This is a genomic window from Limnohabitans radicicola (genome assembly GCF_014837235.1).
GTDB lineage: Bacteria > Pseudomonadota > Gammaproteobacteria > Burkholderiales > Burkholderiaceae_C > Limnohabitans_A > Limnohabitans_A radicicola.
This window is the reverse complement of the sequence record NZ_JACYFT010000003.1, coordinates 258,185-276,542: the sequence shown is the minus strand read 5'-3', so window position 1 is coordinate 276,542 and position 18,358 is coordinate 258,185. Positions and strand designations below refer to the sequence as shown.

General features: G+C 62.7%; 17 protein-coding genes. 4 read left to right on the top strand and 13 right to left on the bottom strand.

Annotated elements, in window-relative coordinates:
• The first annotated feature begins 33 nt into the window (after positions 1–33).
• From IC609_RS13945 to IC609_RS13935, 3 genes are read left to right on the top strand one after another with little or no spacing between them, the layout of a single operon-like run.
• Positions 34–2,190 (top strand): thiamine pyrophosphate-dependent enzyme, encoded by a 2,157-nt coding sequence (locus IC609_RS13945; RefSeq protein WP_191820122.1) that lies wholly within the window; start codon positions 34–36, stop codon positions 2,188–2,190.
• Between the two features lie 23 nt (positions 2,191–2,213).
• Entirely contained in the window at positions 2,214–3,791 is a 1,578-nt protein-coding gene (locus IC609_RS13940; protein ID WP_191820121.1) for an indolepyruvate oxidoreductase subunit beta family protein, read from the top strand.
• 51 nt (positions 3,792–3,842) lie between these two features.
• The gene (locus IC609_RS13935) at positions 3,843–4,835 is read left to right on the top strand and encodes a Bug family tripartite tricarboxylate transporter substrate binding protein (protein WP_191820120.1); all 993 of its coding nucleotides are present in this window, start codon (positions 3,843–3,845) and stop codon (positions 4,833–4,835) included.
• 9 nt (positions 4,836–4,844) lie between these two features.
• Here the strand turns inward: IC609_RS13935 and IC609_RS13930 are convergent, their stop codons facing one another.
• The 9 genes from IC609_RS13930 to IC609_RS13890 all read right to left on the bottom strand — a co-directional run bounded on the left by IC609_RS13930 (position 4,845) and on the right by IC609_RS13890 (position 13,693).
• Positions 4,845–5,498 (bottom strand): Crp/Fnr family transcriptional regulator, encoded by a 654-nt coding sequence (locus IC609_RS13930; protein ID WP_191820119.1) that lies wholly within the window; start codon positions 5,496–5,498, stop codon positions 4,845–4,847.
• Positions 5,499–5,589: 91 nt separating this feature from the next.
• Positions 5,590–6,888 (bottom strand): glycerate kinase type-2 family protein, encoded by a 1,299-nt coding sequence (locus IC609_RS13925; RefSeq protein WP_191820118.1) that lies wholly within the window; start codon positions 6,886–6,888, stop codon positions 5,590–5,592.
• Between the two features lie 83 nt (positions 6,889–6,971).
• A complete protein-coding gene (locus IC609_RS13920) occupies positions 6,972–7,940 on the bottom strand; it encodes a Bug family tripartite tricarboxylate transporter substrate binding protein (RefSeq protein ID WP_191820117.1) in 969 nt (322 codons plus the stop codon).
• Between the two features lie 22 nt (positions 7,941–7,962).
• Positions 7,963–8,355, bottom strand: a complete 393-nt coding sequence (locus IC609_RS13915; RefSeq protein WP_191820116.1) for a VOC family protein — start codon at positions 8,353–8,355, stop codon at positions 7,963–7,965.
• Entirely contained in the window at positions 8,352–9,293 is a 942-nt protein-coding gene (locus tag IC609_RS13910; protein WP_191820115.1) for a hydroxymethylglutaryl-CoA lyase, read from the bottom strand. The genes IC609_RS13915 and IC609_RS13910 overlap by 4 nt, the downstream gene beginning before the upstream one ends.
• Positions 9,290–10,519, bottom strand: coding sequence for a CaiB/BaiF CoA transferase family protein (locus IC609_RS13905; RefSeq protein ID WP_191820114.1), 1,230 nt, complete (start codon positions 10,517–10,519; stop codon positions 9,290–9,292). Before IC609_RS13905 ends, IC609_RS13910 begins: the two co-directional genes overlap by 4 nt.
• 48 nt (positions 10,520–10,567) lie before the next feature.
• Complete coding sequence (locus IC609_RS13900; RefSeq protein WP_191820113.1) at positions 10,568–11,491, bottom strand: LysR family transcriptional regulator; 924 nt, start codon at positions 11,489–11,491, stop codon at positions 10,568–10,570.
• Positions 11,492–11,560: 69 nt separating this feature from the next.
• A complete protein-coding gene (locus tag IC609_RS13895; RefSeq protein WP_191820112.1) occupies positions 11,561–12,550 on the bottom strand; it encodes a tripartite tricarboxylate transporter substrate-binding protein in 990 nt (329 codons plus the stop codon).
• A 78-nt stretch (positions 12,551–12,628) separates the two neighbouring features.
• Positions 12,629–13,693, bottom strand: coding sequence for a tartrate dehydrogenase (locus IC609_RS13890; RefSeq protein WP_191820111.1), 1,065 nt, complete (start codon positions 13,691–13,693; stop codon positions 12,629–12,631).
• 98 nt (positions 13,694–13,791) lie between these two features.
• On the opposite strand from IC609_RS13890, the gene IC609_RS13885 reads away from it, so the two are divergent.
• On the top strand, positions 13,792–14,703 hold the full coding sequence (locus IC609_RS13885) for a LysR family transcriptional regulator (protein ID WP_191820110.1): 912 nt from the start codon (positions 13,792–13,794) through the stop codon (positions 14,701–14,703).
• Here the strand turns inward: IC609_RS13885 and IC609_RS13880 are convergent.
• The 4 genes from IC609_RS13880 to IC609_RS13865 are packed head-to-tail and all read right to left on the bottom strand — an operon-like array spanning position 14,684 to position 18,306.
• The gene (locus IC609_RS13880) at positions 14,684–15,688 is read right to left on the bottom strand and encodes a transketolase family protein (protein ID WP_191820109.1); all 1,005 of its coding nucleotides are present in this window, start codon (positions 15,686–15,688) and stop codon (positions 14,684–14,686) included. The two genes, IC609_RS13885 and IC609_RS13880, sit on opposite strands and share 20 nt — an antisense overlap.
• Positions 15,685–16,527: a transketolase gene (locus IC609_RS13875; RefSeq protein WP_191820108.1), complete on the bottom strand. Its 843-nt coding sequence runs from the start codon at positions 16,525–16,527 to the stop codon at positions 15,685–15,687. Before IC609_RS13875 ends, IC609_RS13880 begins: the two co-directional genes overlap by 4 nt.
• Positions 16,528–16,549: 22 nt before the next feature.
• Positions 16,550–17,809, bottom strand: a complete 1,260-nt coding sequence (locus tag IC609_RS13870) for a TRAP transporter large permease (RefSeq protein ID WP_191820107.1) — start codon at positions 17,807–17,809, stop codon at positions 16,550–16,552.
• Complete coding sequence (locus IC609_RS13865; protein ID WP_191820106.1) at positions 17,806–18,306, bottom strand: TRAP transporter small permease; 501 nt, start codon at positions 18,304–18,306, stop codon at positions 17,806–17,808. Before IC609_RS13865 ends, IC609_RS13870 begins: the two co-directional genes overlap by 4 nt.
• Between the last annotated feature and the right edge of the window lie 52 nt (positions 18,307–18,358).

Genomic DNA, 18,358 nt, shown 5'->3' with positions numbered 1-18,358 from the left:
CTCCATCTGGGGCCACCCCCCAAGGAGCGTGCGTTGGAAGTTTCATTTCACGAAGAAATCAAGGCCCTGCGCATGGGCCAAGGCGAGGTCTTTCATGGCGAAGGCATCCTGGCCATCACCAAGGGCCTGCTGCAGTCGGGCGTGAGCTATGTGGGCGGCTACCAGGGTGCTCCGGTCTCGCACCTGCTCGATGTGATGGTGCAGGCCAAGCCTTACATGGACGAGCTGGGCGTACATGTGGAGGCTTGCTCGAACGAGGCCTCTGCCGCAGCCATGCTGGGCGCGTCCATCCATTACCCGATTCGCGGTGCAGTGACCTGGAAATCGATTGTGGGCACCAACGTGGCGGCCGATGCGCTGTCCAACCTGTCCTCACCCGGCGTGACCGGCGGCGTGCTGATCGTGGTGGGCGAAGACTACGGCGAAGGCGCCAGCGTCATTCAAGAGCGCACACACGCCTATGCGCTCAAGTCGGGCATGTGCCTGCTCGACCCACGACCTGAACTGGGCCAGATGGTCAACATGGTCGAGCACGGTTTCCGGCTGTCCGAAGCCTCCAACATGCCGGTGATGATGGAACTGCGCATCCGCGCCTGCCATGTGCGCGGCCAGTTTGTGGCCAAGGACAACCAGGCCCCCAAGCTGTCCAAAAAGCACCTGATCGACGAACCCGCAGGGTTCAACTACATGCGGCTGGCGCATCCGCCAGTGACCTTTGCGCAGGAAAAACGCAAAGTCGAGCACCGCCTGCCCGCCGCCCGCCAATACATTGCCGAGCAGCGCCTGAACGAACACTTTGAAGGCAGCACCCACCGCCACCTCGGTCTGATCGTTCAAGGCGGCCTCTACAACACACTGATCCGCGCCCTGCAGCAGTTCGACCTGGCCGATGCCTTTGGCGTGACCCGCCTGTCGGTGCTGGTGCTGAACGTGACCTACCCGCTGGTGCCCGACGAGTTGGTGAATTTCTGCAAGGACAAATCGGCGGTGCTGCTGCTCGAAGAAGGTCAGCCCGAATACATCGAGCAAGAACTGGCGCTGATGCTGCGCCGCCTCGATCTGCAAACCCCGCTGCACGGCAAAGACATGCTGCCCTCGGGTGGTGAATACACCGCCGAGGTCATGGCCCAAGGCCTGCTCAAATTCATGGATCGCCACCAAGCCGACGCCATGCCCGAGGCCACGCGCCAATGGCTGACCACCAACGGCGAGCGCCGCCAGCAAGTGCAAACCCTCTTGGGCAGTCCCGTACCCGCACGGCCACCGGGCATGTGCATTGGCTGCCCTGAGCGCCCGGTGTTTTCTGCGCTCAAACTGGCGCAACAAGACGTGGGCCCGGTGCACATCGCGGGCGACATCGGCTGCCACGCGCTGGCCACCTTCGAGCCGTTTTCCTTTGGCCACTCCATCCTGGGTTACGGCATGAGCCTGGCCAGCCGGGCGGGCGTGTCGCCCGTCATGAAGCGGCGTGTGCTGTCGGTGATGGGCGACGGCGGCTTCTGGCACAACGGCTTGCTCACGGGCGTGCAAAGTGCGTTGTTCAACGGCGACGACGCGGTGCTGCTGATCTTCAAGAACGGCTACACCTCCGCCACGGGCACGCAGGACATCATCAACACGCCCACCGACATCGCCAAGGAACTGGCGGGCGACAAGCGCCAGAGCATGGTGCACACCAACCAGACCATCGAGTCCACACTCAAAGGCCTGGGCGTGCAGTGGCTGCGCACGGTGCACACCTACGAGGTGAGCCACATGCAGGCCACCTTGACCGAGGCTTTCACCACCGAGTTCCAGGGCCTGAAAGTCATCGTGGCCGAAGGCGAATGTCAGCTGGAACGCCAGCGCCGCATCAAGCCCTGGCTGGCCTCGCTGCTGTCCAAAGGCGAACGGGTGGAGCGCGTGAAGTACGGCGTGGACGAAGACGTGTGCAACGGCGACCACGCTTGTATTCGCCTCTCGGGCTGCCCCACCCTCACGCTCAAGGACAACCCGGACCCATTGAAAGTGGACCCGGTGGCCACCGTGATCGACGGCTGTGTGGGCTGCGGCTTGTGCGGCGAAAACGCGCATGCGGCCACGTTGTGTCCCTCGTTTTACCGCGCCGAAGTGGTGCAAAACCCCAAGTGGCACGAACGTCTGTGGGCCCGCTGGCAAGGCCTGGCCACCCGCTGGTTGCAACCCGCTTGAAACGCCTATTCCAGAGACACACCATGACCCAACCGATTTCGATTTTGCTGTGCGCCTTGGGCGGTGAAGGCGGCGGCGTGCTGGCCGACTGGCTGGTCGACGTGGCCCGCCACGCAGGCTACCCGGCCCAAGCCACCTCCATCCCCGGTGTGGCGCAACGCACCGGGGCCACCACCTATTACCTGGAGGTCTACCCCCTGCCCCACAGCCAGCTGCAAGGCCGCTTGCCGGTGCTGGGCCTGAACCCGCTGCCGGGCAGGCTCGATGCGCTGGTGTCGTCTGAGTTGCTGGAGACCGCACGCCAAATTGGCAACGGCCTGGCTTCAAGCGACCGCACGCTGGTGATCAGCGCCTCGTCGCGGGCGCTGACCACCGCCGAGAAGATGACCATGGGCGATGGCCGCCGACCTGAAGGTCCGCTGCTCGATGTGGTGGCTGCGCACAGCCAGCGCCACCATGTGATGGACATGGCCAGTTTGTGCCAGCAAAGCGGCACCATGGTCAGCGCCGTCATGTTGGGAGCCATTGCGGGCAGTGGCTTGCTGCCTTTTACGCGGTCGCATTATGAAGCCGTGTTGGCGGGCACCAGCAGCTCGGCCAAGGCCAGTTTGCGCGGCTTTGCGCTGGCCTTTGATGTGGTCACGCGACAGCGCGAGCAGGCGCAGTATGTCGAGCATGTGATGAAACCTGCCGTGGTTGCGCCCGCTGCATCGGCTGTTCTGCCTGCCGATGTGGCTGCCAAATTTCCAGCAGAGCTGCACCCCTTGATGGCCCTGGCCCACCAGCGCCTGGTGGAATACCAAAGCCCCGCTTACGCCCGTTTGTACGTGCAGCGGCTCGAACGCCTGCTGAATACGGAATCCAACTCACCTGGCAACACCCGCCCCGTGACGCTTGAAGCCACCCGCTGGCTGGCCCTGTGGATGGCGTTTGACGACATCATCCGCGTGGCCGATCTGAAAAGCCGCGCCAGCCGCTGGGACCGCGTGACGCAGGAAGTCAAAGCCAAAGAAGGCGATGTGCTCAAGGTCTACGACCACTTCAAGCCAGGCGTACCCGAATTGGCAGCACTCTTGCCACAGGGCTTGGCCAAGCGGTTGCTGCGCTGGGACCGCGCCCGGGTGGCCCGAGGCCTTGCGCCTTGGTCTATGCCACTCAAAGTTGCGCGGCACGCGCTGTGGGGCATGGCCAGCTTGCGCCTATTGGCCAGCCTGCGTGTGCTGCGCCCCTTGGGCAGCCGCTATGCCACCGAGCAAGCCTTGATCGAAGAATGGCTGGGCGGGATCGAGGCCGCCACACGTCTGTCGCCCGCACTGGGTCTGGAGTTGGCGCGTTGCGGGCAGCTCATCAAAGGCTACGGCAGCACCAACGAACGCGGCAAGGACAACCTGCTCCACATCCTGCGCCATGTGTGCGGCCCGGCCTCCCCAGTGCCTGTGGCCGAGCAGGCTGAGGCCGTGGCCCGCATCCGTCAGGCCGCCCTGCAAGACGAAGCCGGTCAAGCGCTCGACCAGGCCTTGCTGCAACACGGTGCGCCAGCGCGCCCTGTCAAAGAACAACCTGTGCTCTGGATGAAAAATCCGAGACTGCAAAAAACCTGAACTGGCCCTGGCATGGCCAAAGACACACCCACCAACTTCAAGGAGACAAATATGAAAAAAACAGGTTTCTTCACACGGCGTGTGCTGGGCACTGCGTTGCTGGCGGTCATCACCGGCCCTGCACTGTGCCTGAGCGCAGCCGCGCAAAGCTGGCCCAGCAAGCCGGTCAAGATCGTGGTGAACTTTCCGCCAGGTGGCGCAGCCGACCAGATCGCCCGGGCCATTGGCGTGCCTCTGGGCGAAGCTTTGGGCCAAGCTGTGGTCATCGAAAACAAAGGCGGCGCCAACGGCAATCTGGGTGGAGAGCTGGTGGCCAAGTCACCTGCCGACGGCTACACCCTGCTCATGAGCTCGGGCGGCATGGTCTCGGTCAACCCACACATCTACGCCCGCATGCCCTTTGACCCGGCCAAAGACCTGGTGCCCGTGGCATCGGCCGCGCGGGTGCTGGTGTTCCTGGTGGCCAAGCCCAACTTCCCGGCCAACAACATCCAGGAATTTCTGGCCTACGTCAAAGCCAACCCCGGTCGCCTGTCGTATGGCTCGGCAGGCAACGGCAGCTCGCCGCACCTGGCCGGTGAAATGATGAAAAGCCAGGCGGGCCTGTTTGCTGTGCATGTGCCCTACCGCGGCGCAGCACCTGCGCTGCAAGACGTGTTGGCCGGCCAGCTGGACTATTACTTTGACCCCGGCATTGGCCTGGGCCAAGTGCGCGCGGGCAAACTCAAGCTGCTGGCTGTCGGCAGCATGAAACGCTCGCCCTTGTTCCCAGACGTGCCCACGCTGCATGAGGCGGGCCTCAAAGGTTTTGATGCCGATTCGGTGTTTGGCTTTTATGCCCCCGCAGGCACGCCTGCAGATGTGGTCGCCCGCATCAACCGCGAGGTCAACCGCATCCTCGGCACACAGGCGCTCAAAGACCGCATCCAGAACCTGGGTGGAGAAGCCCTGCCCTTGACGCCTGCCGAGTTTGGCGCACGTGCAGCAGACGACTCCAAACGGTTTGGCGCCATCATCCGCGAACGCAAAATTGTGGGTGACTGAGACAGCGGCCTAAGCTGGCACGTGCTGGCGCTCAGAAACGCCAACACCTGCCAGCTGACGCAAAGCGTCGAGATTGATCAGCTGCAGCACGCGACCACGACCACTGATCAGGTCGCGCTCACGCAACTGTTTGAGCATGCGCGACAGCGTCTCAGGCGCAATGCCCAACTGTGCAGCAATCGCGCGTTTGCGCTCACTCAGGTTCACCTGCAAGCGGCCTGAAGCCGTGTCACGTTCGGCATGGTTGAGCAACCACTCGGCACAGCGCGCATCGGCATCCTTGGCCAGACGGCTGACGGCCACTTCGGTTTGTTGGCGCTGTGCTTTGGCCAGGTCGGTCAACAGGGTTCTGGACGGCTCGGGCAAGCTGTCCACATGGGCCCGAAAATCCGACAGCGCCACCGGGTACATGCTGACTTCGGTTTCGGCCACGGCGTCGACCGCATGGGGCAAACCCAACAGTCCCGAAGCCGCTTCCAGCCAAAAAGGACCTTCGACCACACCCAATTGGTGGTGCAAGGTACCGCGCTCCAGAATGCCCAGCATGACCCGCCCTTGGTCCACATGGAGCACCTGGCTGGTGCACTCGCCACGGCGCAACAGCACGGCGCCAGGCGCGAGACGCTGGGCTGCAGCAGACGGGGCAAGGGGTGCGGGCAACATGGTGCCCAATGTGCCAGAGGTGGGGTCTTGTTGTTTTGATCCGGATCAAACGACGCGTCGGCAGCCGCCGCCCCCCAGCGGCACCGGTGCTTCACATCACCAGCATGGCGCGGAAGTCGTTCACATTGGTGTGTGTGGGTCCGGTGATGACCAGATCGCCCAGTGCCTCGAAGTAACCATAGGCATCGTTGCGCTGCAGGTACGCATCCACCTTGTGGCCCAACGCCAATGCACGCGCCAGGGTGTCGGGTGCCACGCGGGCCCCGGCGTTGTCTTCCACGCCGTCGATGCCGTCGGTGTCGGCCGCCAGCGCCCACACCCCCGGCTGACCTTGCAGGGCCTGCGCCAGGCCCATGCAGAACTCACCGGCCCGACCTCCGCGCCCACGGGGCGTGCCCGCAGCTTGCGGTTTGATGGTCACGGTGGTCTCGCCCCCGCTCAAGATCACGCAGGGCTTGACGAAAGGCCCCTGCCCTTTGGCGGCAGCGCGGGCCAGCGCCGCATGCACCTTGCCCACCTCGCGCGACTCGCCTTCAATTTCATCGCTGAGGATGTAGGCGTTCAAGCCCATCGCACGCGCTGCATCGGCTGCGGCCTCCAGTGACTGCTGAGGGGTTGCGATCATGTGCACGTGGTGACCTTCAAAGACGGGCGAGCCGGGTTTGGGCGTCTCCCACGCACCGCTGCGCAGCGCCTGCAAGGCGGCATCGGGCACGTCGATCGCATAGCGCTGCAAGATGGCCAGCGCGTCGGCAAAGGTGGTGGCATCGGGCACCGTGGGGCCGCTGGCGATGATGGACGGGTCATCGCCCGGCACATCGCTGATGGTGAGCGTGACCACCCGCGCCGGGGCGCACGCCGCCGCCAGGCGACCGCCCTTGATGCGCGAGAGGTGCTTGCGCACGCAGTTCATCTCGGCGATGTTGGCACCGCTGGCGAGCAACTGACGGTTGATGCTTTGCTTGTCCTCCAGACTCAGGCCCTCGGCAGGCAGGGTCAGCAGCGCCGAGCCACCGCCCGAAATGAGGCACAGCACCAGGTCATCGGCCGTGAGGCCTTGGGTCAGCGCCAGAATGCGCTCGGCCGCCTGCAAGCCCGCCGCATCGGGCACGGGGTGCGAGGCCTCCACGACCTCGATGCGCGCAGGCAAACCCTCAGGACGCGGCGGGGTGTGGCCATAACGCGTCACCACCAGGCCCGACAAAGGGGCATGCTGGGGCCACAGCGCCTCGACCGCCTGCGCCATGGCGCCGCCCGCCTTGCCTGCACCCAGCACCAGCGTGCGGCCTTTGGGCGGTGGTGGCAAATGGGCCGCGGTGTTGTGCAGCGGCAAGGCGCGTTGCACCGCAACGTCGTACAGCTGGCGCAACACGGTTTGGGGATCGTTCATGGTGACAACATCTCAGGCAATAAACACAGCGCAAGAGGATAAAGGCTTTTAAGACATCACCCATTTGGCCCTTGGCCAGTCACTCAATCGGCTGAAATTTTGGCGCTCTGGATCACCCGGCCCCAGAAGGCCAGTTCCTTGCGGGTGTAGTCAGCCAATGCAGCAGGCCCCATGTAATCCACCTGGGTGCCTGCCTCTTCTGCTTTTTTCTTCACCTCCGCTGTGGCCAGGATTTTGCCCACTTCATTGCTGAGCACTTGCACCACCTCGGCAGGCGTGCCAGCGGGCGCATACAGGGCAAACCAGGAGTCCAGTGTGAAGTCCTTGAGATCCGACTCGCGCGCGGTGGGCACCTGCGGCAAGGAAGTCAGCCGGGCATTGCTGGTGACAGCCAGACCTTTGAGCTTGTCCGCCTTGATGTGACTCACCACCGATGCCGGGGTGGTGAAGAACAGGTCCACCTGAGCACCGAGCAAGTCCTGCACAGCCGGACCAGCGCCTTTGTAAGGGATGTGCTGGATCTCGGTGCCCGTCATCTGCTTAAAGAGTTCACCTGCAATGTGCTGGATCGATCCGTTGCCCGAAGACGCGTAGTTGAGCTTGTCCGGGTTGGCTTTGGCGTAGGCGATGAGTTCGCGCAGGTTGTTGGCGGGCAAATTGGCTCGTGCGGCCAGCACCTGCGGTGCACGGGTGAGCATCGCCACCGGTGCGAAGTCCTTGATCGGGTCCCACCCCGCTTTTTTGAACAGGTGCGGGTTGCCCACCTGGTAACCACTGTAGGCCAGCAGCAGTGTGTAGCCATCGGCTTTGGCCTTGGCCACGGCCTGGTTGCCGATGTTGCCCGAAGCACCCGCCTTGTTGTCCACCACCACGGGCTGACCCAGTGCCCGCGACAAGGGCTCTGCGATCAGCCGTGCCGTGAAATCGGTGGTGCCACCCGGCGCGCTGGGCACCACGAGGGTGATCGGGCGGTCCGGGAACTTGGCTTGCGACCAGGCCATGCTCAGCCCCAGACACCCGGACACAGCCACCAGCAATGTGCGTTTTTTCATGTGGTTCTCCTGGGTTCGTCGCTCAAATCAGTACCGAGAGCTCAATCAGGTTGTGGTCGGGGTCGCGCACATAGACCGAGCGGATCTTGCCCGTGGCACCCGTGCGGACCACCGGACCTTCGACAATGGGCCACTGGCATTGCGCCAGGTGCGCCTGCACCTCTTCGAGCGTACCTTGCACGATGAAGCACAGATCGAGCGCACCGGGAACGGGCAAATGAGCCTTGGGCTCGAACTCAGAGCCCTGCACATGCAAATTGATTTTCTGGTTGCCAAACTTGAAGGCCCTGCGCTCAACAGGGGGCGTGCCGCCGACAAAGCTTTCCAACTGCATGCCCAGGACACGGGTATAGAAATCGACACACGCGGCTTCACGCGCAGTGGTCAAAACGAGGTGGTCGAGGTGATCGATCATTGAAACTCCTTTTTCAGTTCGGCCACCGAGGGCGGCGCTGGGTGCAGATCGGTGATCATGCCGCTCTGGGCGACCTGTCCGGGCACGGTATGGCCAACAATGGCGGGCAGTTCACGGGCGATAGGCAACAAACGCGCGAGGTCTATGCCCGTGTCATAGCCCATCGCATCCAGCATATGGATCGCGTCTTCGCTGCTGATGTTGCCGCTCGCACCGGGTGCATAAGGGCACCCTCCCAAGCCCCCCAAGGAGCCGTCAAAACGGTCAATGCCAGACTGCGCAGCAGCCAGCACATTGGCCAGGCCCATGCCTCGGGTGTTGTGAAAATGCAGTGTCAGCTGCAAATGTGCAAAACGCGCCTGAAGCACATCACACATGCGTGCCACCTGCTCTGGATGGGCCATACCTGTGGTGTCGCAAATCGTGAGGCCCCGCACGCCCAGATCGGCAAAACGCTGCGCCCACCGCAGCACCTCGGCTTGCGGCACATCGCCCTCCATCGGACAGCCAAAACAGGCCGACAAAGACACATTGATCGGGACCTGCTGGGCATAACGCGCAACCACATCTCGCAAGGCCGCAAAACTGTGCTCGCGGGGCATGCGCAAATTGGCCAGGTTGTGCGTTTCCGAAGTGGACATGACCAGATTGAACTCGTCTGGACGAGACTCCATGGCCCGCTCGGCCCCGCGCAAATTGGGCACCAAAACGGTGTACTCCACACCGGGCACGCGCTCAATCCGCCCCATGACTTCCTCTGCATCGCGCAGCATCGGGATGGCTTTGACCGAGGTGAATGAGGTCACCTCGATCTTGGCATAGCCGCATTGGCTGAGCGCATTGATCAAGGCCACCTTGCTGTCCGTGGGCACAAATTCCGGCTCCATCTGAAAGCCGTCACGGGTCACCACCTCATTGAAATGGATGCGCTGCTTCATGCCTGACCTCCTACAATGCCGCACGCTTTCAAAGACTGGATCTGGTCGGCACTCAAACCCATCTCTGCCAGGACTTGATCGGTGTCCTGCCCCAGCTGCGGCGCATTGCGGCGATGCTGGCCTGGTGTTACCGACAACTTCGGCACGATCCCGGGCACCGTCATGACGCTGCCATCGTCCAGTGTCAGCGTTTGCAACATGCCCCGCGCCTGGTAGTGGGGGTCAGCCGCGATGTCCGCCACGGTGTAAATGCGCCCGGCTGGCACTGCAGCCTGGTCCAGTGCTTCCAATACCTCAGACACCGGTCGCTGAACCGTCCAGGCCCCAATGGCGGCATCCAACTCGGCCACACGCGCCACACGGCCTGCGTTGTCGGCCAGCGCCGGATCGTTGGCCAGGTCCGGGCGCTCAATCAAGGCCATCAGGCGTTTGAAAATGCTGTCGCCATTGCCAGCGACCAAGGCATAAGCGCCGTCCTGGCACAGGTATGCGTTGGTGGGGGCAATGCCCGGCAATGCACTGCCTGCGGGTTCGCGCACCGCGCCGAAAGCGCTGTACTCGGGCAACAGACTTTCCATGCAATTGAACACCGCCTCGTACAGGGCGACATCGATCACCTGCCCTTGCCCAGTGGCATGCCTGTGCTGCAAGGCAAGCAAGATGCCTATGACCCCATGCAGCGCCGACAAGGTGTCACCGATGCTCACCCCTACACGCACGGGCACCCGACCTGGCTCTGCCGTGAGGTGGCGCAAGCCGCCCATGGCCTCGCCAATCACGCCAAAGCCCGGGCGGTTGCGGTAAGGCCCTGTCTGGCCATAGCCACTGATGCGCAGCACGATCAAGCGGGGGTTGCTGGCCATCAAGGCATCGGGCGACAGCCCCCAGCCTTCCAGTGCACCTGGGCGAAAGTTTTCAATCAGCACATCGGCCTCGGCCGCCAACTGGCGAACCAGCTCTTGCCCCTCGGGCGTGCGCAAATCCAGCGCCAGCGAACGCTTGTTGCGCGACTGCACCTGCCACCACACAGACGTTCCATCCTTGAGCATGCGCCATTTGCGCAACGGGTCGCCACTGTCTGGCGGCTCAATCTTGATCACTTCAGCGCCAAAGTCGGCCAGGGTCTTGGCGGCAAATGGCCCCGCAATCAGCTGACCCAATTCCAGCACCTTCAAGCCTGAAAGTGCACTGAGATTGGGCGAGGGAGGAACTTGGGTTGAACTCATGCGCCACAGTGTCCTGTGGATGAGCGGATGCGTCTATTGGCGAATTGATCAGACTGTCTTCGCATTTTGCGAAGACTTCTGCAAGAAATCCCTGAAGTCCGAGATCCAGGAGTCGGCCTCGCTGCGGATGCCCACCTTGAGACGTCGCCGGGCCCAATCGTCTTGCAATGGACGCCAGCTCAGCTGCATCGCCCGCACGATAGGCAGCGCCGCCAATTTGGGCAACAGCGCAATGCCCAAACCCGAGGCCACCATGTGCCCCACGGCATCAAAGCTGCGCACCTGCATGCGCAGCTTGAACACTCGACCAGCGGCCATGGCCGCGCTTTGCTGTTGCTGCAACAGGGCCGCTCCGGCGTTAAGGCTGACCCAGGACTCATCCAATGCATCGGCAAAGGCCAGGGGTGATTTGCCCGACAAGGCGTGTTGTCTCGGCAAAATCAAGACCAACTCGTCCTCACGGAAATCCCTCACATCCAAACCATCGGTGTCAGGGCCTTCCACAAAGACCCCTACATCCGCACGACCTTCGCGCAGAGCCTGCACCACGTGTTCCGACCCCTGCTCCTCCAGATCGATCTGCACTTCTGGATGCAGGCGGGTGTAAGTGGCCATCAGTGGGGGCAGGAATTGGTTGATAGCCGCCGTGCCCGCAAACAGCCGAAAATGCCGGGCGATGCCTTGGTGCATATCGGCCAACTCGCTGGCCAGGCCTTCCATCTCTTGCAGCAAGGTCAAGCCCCTGCGCATGAAAATTCGCCCGGCAGGCGTCATGCTCAGTCCACGGGAATGTCGATCAAACAACTGACAGCCCGTGGCCGATTCCAGCTCTTTCAAACGCCGACTGGCCGCGGGCAGCACCAGATTGCACTGCCGCGCCGCTGTGGTCAGACTGCCGGTCTGGGCACACAGCACCGCCAGCCGGATGGACACAAAATCGAATCGCGCCAGGTTGTATCCGGGCTTGGACATCAGCACATCTCCAGAGGGTCTTTCTCCGCCGTATTGTGCTGAATCACGAAGCGATTCGAAAATGCACCGTCAATCTGCGTACACGCCTGCCGCCTTGATGATGGGCGCCCACTTCGCCACCTCGGACATCACGAAGGCCTTGTGGCCTGCCGGATCGTTACGCGCGTCGTTGATGACAGAGGCTCCCCCGGCATCTTGCTTGCGGATGAACTCAGGGTCTTTGACCGCCACCTTGAGTGCATCGTTGAGCTTTTTGAGCACCGCCGCTGGCGTGCCCTTGGGCGCATACAGGCCTTGCCAGATCGTGACCGTGAAGTCCTTGAGTCCGGCCTCCTGCATGGTGGGCATGTCCTTGAGCACAGGCGAGCTCAAACGCGTGGGCGTGGTCACGGCAAACGACTTGACCTTCTTGCCTTCGATCTGCGGGATCGTGGTGGTGGTCTGGTCACACATCAGGTCCACCTGACCACCGATCAGATCGGTCATGGCGGGGGCCGTGCCTTTGTACGGCACCGAGGTCATGTCCACCTTGAGGGTCGACTGAAACAGCATGCCGCACAGGTGCGAAGCCGAACCTGGTCCGGCGTTGGAGATGTTGATCTTGCCTTTGTTGGCGTTGATCCAGCTCACCAGCTCAGCCATGTTGTTGGCGGGCAAGCTGGGGCGACCGATCAGGTTCATCGGGTTCTCGCTCACCAGCCCCAGGTACTCGAAGTCCTTCTCCACGTTGTAGGGCAGGTTGCGGAAAAAGCTGGGCAAAGTGGCCTGCGCGATGTGCGTAAACAGCAGCGTGTAGCCATCAGGCGCAGCCTTGGCCACCTTGTTGGCACCGATGGAGCCGGAAGCGCCAGCGGCGTTGTCGATCACGATGCTGTGCCCGCCCATGGCCTTGCTCATGGACTGCGCCAAATCGCGTGCCGCTTTGTCTGTGGGCCCCCCTGCTGCATAGGGCAGCACAAAGGTGATGGTTTTGTTGGTCGCCGGGTAGTCCTGCGCAAACGCATTGACAGACACACACATGACCAGGGCTGCAGGGACACAGAGAAGCTTGGATCGCATGTTCAAACCTTTCAAAAAGTGAAGAGCGCAAAGTCAGTCAAAAGGGAAATTCATTTTGATCAAACCGCTAAAACCGCATCAAATCAAGGCTTTGCACACGGCTGCTGTCACGTCCACTGTGCGGGCGGTTCCGCCCAGATCGCCTGTGTGCAGCGCCGGGTTGGCGGTCACGGCCTCCACGGCTTTCATCAGGCGCTGGGCTGCAGCGTTCTCGCCCAGGTGCTCCAACAGCATGACCACCGACCAGAAAGTGCCCACCGGGTTGGCCAGGCCCTTGCCCATGATGTCGAAGGCCGAACCGTGGATGGGCTCGAACATGCTGGGGTAACGGCGCTCGGGGTCGATGTTGCCCGTGGGCGCAATGCCCAGGCTGCCCGCCAGGGCCGCCGCCAGGTCGCTCAGGATGTCGGCGTGCAGGTTGGTGGCGACGATGGTGTCCAGACTGGCCGGACGGTTCACCATGCGGGCGGTGGCGGCATCCACCAGTTCCTTGTCCCACTTCACATCGGGGAACTCTTTGGACACTTGCAGCGCGATCTCGTCCCACATGACCATGGCGTGGCGCTGGGCGTTGCTCTTGGTCACCACCGTCAGCAGTTTCCGCGGGCGCGATTGCGCCAGCTTGAAGGCGTAGCGCAGGATGCGCTCCACACCGGCACGGGTCATGATGGACACATCGGTGGCCGCCTCGATCGGGTGGCCCTGGTGCACGCGGCCACCCACGCCGGAGTATTCGCCCTCGGAGTTCTCGCGCACGATGACCCAGTCCAAATCCTGGGGGGTGCAGCGCTTCAAAGGCGCATCGATGCCCGGCAGGATGCGCGTGGGGCGCACATTGGCGTACTGGTCAAAGCCTTGGCAAATCTTCAGGCGCAGGCCCCACAGCGTGATGTGGTCGGGGATGTGCGGGTCACCGGCCGAGCCGAACAGGATGGCGTCCTTGTTCCTGAGCGCATCCAGGCCATCGGCGGGCATCATCACGCCGTGCTCGCGGTAGTAGTCTCCGCCCCAGCCGAAGTTTTCAAACTCGAAGGCAAAAGTGCCACAAGCTTGCGCCAGGGCCTGCATGACTTCTTGACCTGCGGGGATGACTTCTTTGCCAATGCCGTCTCCAGGGATGGTAGCGATGCGGTAGGTTTTCATGTGAATTCAGATGGGTGTTGAACGACGTGGCCATTGTGAAACCGCCCTACATCAACAAACACCCTAAAATTCAATGCATTGTTAACCTGTATTCAACAATGGAACCACGCCTGCAAGCCGCCGATCTGGGCTTCTTTTCTGCCCTGACCATGGCCGGGAGCCTGAGTGCCGCCGCACGCGAGATGCGCATCACCACGGCCGCCGTCAGCAAGCGCCTGTCGCAAATGGAGTCGCGTCTGGGCGTGCCGCTGGTCAACCGCACCACCCGCCGCATGAGCCTCACGGTGGAAGGCGAAACCATGCTGCGCCATGCCCGCAGCATCCTGGCCGAGATGGCCGATCTGGAACAACAACTGGGTGCCAGCCGCTCCACACCCAGCGGCCTGTTGCGCATCAACGCCACGCTGGGCTTTGGCCGCAGCCACATCGGCCCACTCATCAGCCGCTTTGTGCGGCAATACCCGCAGGTCGACGCACAGCTGCAACTGTCGGTGGACCCGCCCGCACTGAGCGACGACGCGTTTGACGTGTGCATCCGCTTTGGTCCGCCGCCCGACAGCCGCGTCATTGCGCGCAAGATCGCCAGCAACCAGCGCTTGCTGTGTGCCGCCCCCGATTACATCGCGCAGCACGGCGAACCCAAGACCCCAGCCGATCTCACACGGCACAACTTCATCAGCATCCGCCAGGGCGGCGAGGCCTATGGCGTGCTCAAGCTGGCGCGTGGGCGCACGGGCAAAACCGAGACCATCAAGACACGCGGCAACCTGACCACCAACGACGGCGGCATCGCGGTGCAATGGGCGCTGGACGGTCACGGCATCCTTCTGCGGGCCGAATGGGACATCCGCGACCACCTGGCCACAGGCCAGCTGGTGCAGGTGCTGCCGCAGTACCACACGCCCGATGCCGACATTTACGCCGTCTACCCGGCGCAGCACAAATCGGCCGCGCGGGTCAGGGCGTTTGTGGACTTTTTGGCCGAGGCATTCAGGCCAGCCAGGCCTTGATGCGGCTGTTCATCTTTTCAGCCGAGATGCCGTAGCGGTCGTGCAGCGTGGGCAAAGCGCCCGCGTCCAGGAAGGCATCGGGCAGCGCCAACATGCGGAACTTTGCAGGGAGCACACCTTCGCGCATCAGCAAGCTAGCCACCGCCTCGCCCAAGCCACCCACGATGGAATGGTTTTCAGCCACAACGACCAATCGACCCGGCTTGCGCACTTCAGCCAGGATGGTCGCTTCGTCCAGCGGCTTGATGGTCGGGCAATGCAGCACCGCCACATGGACTTTGTCGGCTTCCAGCTGTTTGACCACTTCGAGCGTGCGCATGGTCATGAAGCCGCTGGAGATCACCAGCACATCACCGCCTTCGCGCAGCATCTTGGCCTTGCCCAATTCAAAGGTGTAGTTGTATTCGTCCAGCACCAGCGGCACATTGCCACGCAAGAGGCGCATGTACACCGGCCCTTTGTGCTCGGCAATTTGCGGCACGGCCTGCTCGATATCGAGCGCATCGCAAGGGTCCACGATCGTCAGGCCGGGAATGGCCCGCATCATGGCCAAGTCTTCGGTGGCCTGGTGGCTGGGGCCATAGCCGGTGGTCAGGCCCGGCAAGGCGCAGCAAATTTTCACGTTCAAGTTTTCTTCGGCGATCACCTGGTGGATGAAGTCATAAGCGCGGCGCGTGCCGAACACGGCGTAGGTCGTAGCGAATGGCACCAGACCGGTCTTGGCCATGCCACCCGCAGCGCCCATGAGCAGCTGCTCGGCCATGCCCATCTGGAAAAAGCGCTCGGGATAGGCCTGGGCGAACAGGTGCAGGTCGGTGTACTTGGCCAGATCCGCCGTCATACCCACCACTTCGGGGTGGCTGTCGGCGTATTCAACCAATGCTTTGCCAAAGGGCGCAGCCTGCACACGCTGGCCTTCGCTCGCGATCGAGGCGATCATGGCCGAGGTGGTCAGCCGGGGTTTCTTCTGGGCAACAGTGTTCATGCTTGGGCTCCCTCGGGTGCGTTTTCGTCCAGGATGGCCAGCGCCTGCTGCCACTCGGGTGGATCGACGCGGATGAAGTGGTTCTTCTCGCGGGCTTCCAGAAAGGGCACGCCCTTACCCATCAGCGTGTCGCACAGGATCACCCGGGGCTTGGCATCGGTCAGGCTGCGGGCGGTGTCAAATGCACGCAGCACGGCGGGCAAGTGGTTGCCATCCACGCGCTGCACATGCCAGCCAAAAGAAGCCCACTTGTCGGCCAAGGGCTCAAAACCCAGCACCTTGCTGGATGGGCCGTCGGCCTGCTGGTTGTTGATGTCGACCATGCAGATCAGGTTGCCCAGCCCGTGGTGCGCGGCCGACATGGCCGCTTCCCACACCGAGCCTTCGTCGAGCTCGCCGTCGGACATGGAGTTGTAGACAAAAGCCGGGTTTTTCTGATGCCGCAGACCGAGCGCGATGCCCACGGCAATCGGCAAGCCCTGTCCGAGCGAGCCACCCGAGATTTCCATGCCCGGCGTGTAGGTGGCCATGCCCGACATGGGCAGGCGGCTGTCGTCGCTGCCATAGGTTTCCAGCTCGGACTCGGGAATGATCCCGGCCTCGATCATGGCGGCATAGTGCGCGATCGCGTAGTGCCCGTGCGAAAGCAGGAAGCGGTCACGGCCCTCCCACTCGGGGTCCTCGGGCTTGAAGTTCATGGCATGGCCGTAGGCCACGGCCAGCACGTCGGCATAACCCAGCGCCTGGCCCACATAGCCCTGGCCCTGTACTTCGCCCATGCGCACCGCGTAGCGGCGGATGCGCCAGGCGCAGCTGGCAATTTCCTGAAGGGTACTCATCGGTGTGTTCTTCCGTAAGGGTTCAACGCAGGGTCAGCCACGGCAGGTAGGCAAAGCCCAGCAACAGTGCGATGGCGACGGCATAGAAAGGAATCAGCTCTTTCACCACGTCACCGATGCGCACCTTGGCAATCGAGCTGGTGATGAACAGGGTGGTGCCAATCGGCGGGTGGTAGAGGCCAATAGACAGGTTCACGATCATCATGATGCCCAGCTGGATGGTGTCCATGCCCACAGCCGAAGCCAGCGGAACAAACATCGGTGTGAGCAGCAACACGGCGGCGGGCAGGTCGATGAACATGGCCACGGCCAGCATGATCAGGTTCATGGCCAGGATGATCAGCCAGGGTTGCTGCAGCGTTTCCTTGGCGTACTGGGTGAAGGCGGCAGGCAGCTGTTCATAGGTCACGATCCAGCCCACCACGCTGGAGGCCATGATGATCAGCAGTACCACACCCGTGGACACGCCAGCCTCGACGGCCGCATGCTTGAGCTTGGCCAGATTCAGATCGCGGTAGACCACGCCCGAGACAACCAACGCGTACAGCGTGGACATGACGCTCACCTCGGTGGGCGTGGCGATGCCAAAGCGCAGGAAGATGATGATCAGCACCGGCATGGCCAGCGCAGGGCCAGCGTGCAGCAGCTGGTGGCCAAACTCGCCCCAGTGGAAAGGCGTGGTGTCGCGCGGGAAATTGCGGCGACGGCCCTGCACGTAACACACCAGCATGAAGCCACCGCACATCAAGAGGCCCGGCAGGATGCCGGCCACAAACAAGGCACCGATCGACGCACCCGAGACCAAGGCGTACACGATCATCGGGATGGAGGGCGGAATCAGGATGTCGATGGTGGCCGCAGCAGCCAGCGTGCCTGCGGCAAACGGCGCGGGGTAGCCCAGCTTCTTCAACCAGGGGATCAGCATGGAGCCAATCGCCGAGGCATCGGCCACGGCCGAACCCGACACGCCGCCAAAAATGGTGGACGAGAGCACCCCCACCTGGGCGGGGCCGCCGTGCACACGGCCAATCATCATGGTCAACAAATTGACCAGACTTTGACCGAGTCGGCCGCTGACCATCAACGCACCGGTCATCATGAAAAAGGGAATAGCGATCAGCGGAAAGCTTTGCGTCTGCGTGATCATCTGCTCCACCGCCAAGTGCACCGGCACGCGGTCGATGATGAGCAGGCCACCGACCGCAGCCAGCACCAGCGCGTGAGCAATCGGCACCGAGGCCAGCGCGGCCAAGATGAACAAACCAATGATGAGGGTGGTCATGCGTCAACTCCGATCTCGTTGTGTTCTTCACCGCGCCAAACCTGTGGCAAACGCAGCAGCGTCACGATGGCCAGCATCACGAAGCCCAGCAGCAGACAACCCACACTGACCGAGCCGGGGACCTGCATGATGGGCGTACGCTCGTCGGCCGCAATTTCAAAGACGGGCCACGCGGCCCAAGCCAGACCCAGATAAAGGCCAGCCACCACGAGCGAAGCTGCGGTCAGCACCCAGCGGCGCGAGGCGCCCAGTTTCTGCGTGAGGATGACCACCGCAATGTGTGAGCCATGCTGCGCGGCAATAACCACCCCGGACATGATCATCCAGGGAAACATCAACTCGGGCAGCTCGGACGCCCACGACAGGCTGGTGCCGGCAGCGTAGCGCAGACACACGTTTACACTCAGGATGACGAACACTACCGACAGCGTCACATACAGCACGGCATGGCACCACCAGCCGATGACCGTGTCCACCGCTTTGAAAAGAGGATTCATGAGAACACCTTGGGGACCCGCCAGACAGGCGGGTCCAGGTTAAAGGAAAGGA

Bases quoted from the DNA above. Each gene is read 5' to 3' on its own strand.
- IC609_RS13940 (WP_191820121.1), top strand. From the start codon at position 2,214: ATGACCCAACCGATTTCGATTTTGCTGTGCGCCTTGGGCGGTGAAGGC.
- IC609_RS13935 (WP_191820120.1), top strand. From the start codon at position 3,843: ATGAAAAAAACAGGTTTCTTCACACGGCGTGTGCTGGGCACTGCGTTG.
- IC609_RS13930 (WP_191820119.1), bottom strand. From the start codon at position 5,498: ATGTTGCCCGCACCCCTTGCCCCGTCTGCTGCAGCCCAGCGTCTCGCG.
- IC609_RS13925 (WP_191820118.1), bottom strand. From the start codon at position 6,888: ATGAACGATCCCCAAACCGTGTTGCGCCAGCTGTACGACGTTGCGGTG.
- IC609_RS13920 (WP_191820117.1), bottom strand. From the start codon at position 7,940: ATGAAAAAACGCACATTGCTGGTGGCTGTGTCCGGGTGTCTGGGGCTG.
- IC609_RS13915 (WP_191820116.1), bottom strand. From the start codon at position 8,355: ATGATCGATCACCTCGACCACCTCGTTTTGACCACTGCGCGTGAAGCC.
- IC609_RS13910 (WP_191820115.1), bottom strand. From the start codon at position 9,293: ATGAAGCAGCGCATCCATTTCAATGAGGTGGTGACCCGTGACGGCTTT.
- IC609_RS13905 (WP_191820114.1), bottom strand. From the start codon at position 10,519: ATGAGTTCAACCCAAGTTCCTCCCTCGCCCAATCTCAGTGCACTTTCA.
- IC609_RS13900 (WP_191820113.1), bottom strand. From the start codon at position 11,491: ATGTCCAAGCCCGGATACAACCTGGCGCGATTCGATTTTGTGTCCATC.
- IC609_RS13895 (WP_191820112.1), bottom strand. From the start codon at position 12,550: ATGCGATCCAAGCTTCTCTGTGTCCCTGCAGCCCTGGTCATGTGTGTG.
- IC609_RS13890 (WP_191820111.1), bottom strand. From the start codon at position 13,693: ATGAAAACCTACCGCATCGCTACCATCCCTGGAGACGGCATTGGCAAA.
- IC609_RS13885 (WP_191820110.1), top strand. From the start codon at position 13,792: ATGGAACCACGCCTGCAAGCCGCCGATCTGGGCTTCTTTTCTGCCCTG.
- IC609_RS13880 (WP_191820109.1), bottom strand. From the start codon at position 15,688: ATGAACACTGTTGCCCAGAAGAAACCCCGGCTGACCACCTCGGCCATG.
- IC609_RS13875 (WP_191820108.1), bottom strand. From the start codon at position 16,527: ATGAGTACCCTTCAGGAAATTGCCAGCTGCGCCTGGCGCATCCGCCGC.
- IC609_RS13870 (WP_191820107.1), bottom strand. From the start codon at position 17,809: ATGACCACCCTCATCATTGGTTTGTTCATCTTGGCCGCGCTGGCCTCG.
- IC609_RS13865 (WP_191820106.1), bottom strand. From the start codon at position 18,306: ATGAATCCTCTTTTCAAAGCGGTGGACACGGTCATCGGCTGGTGGTGC.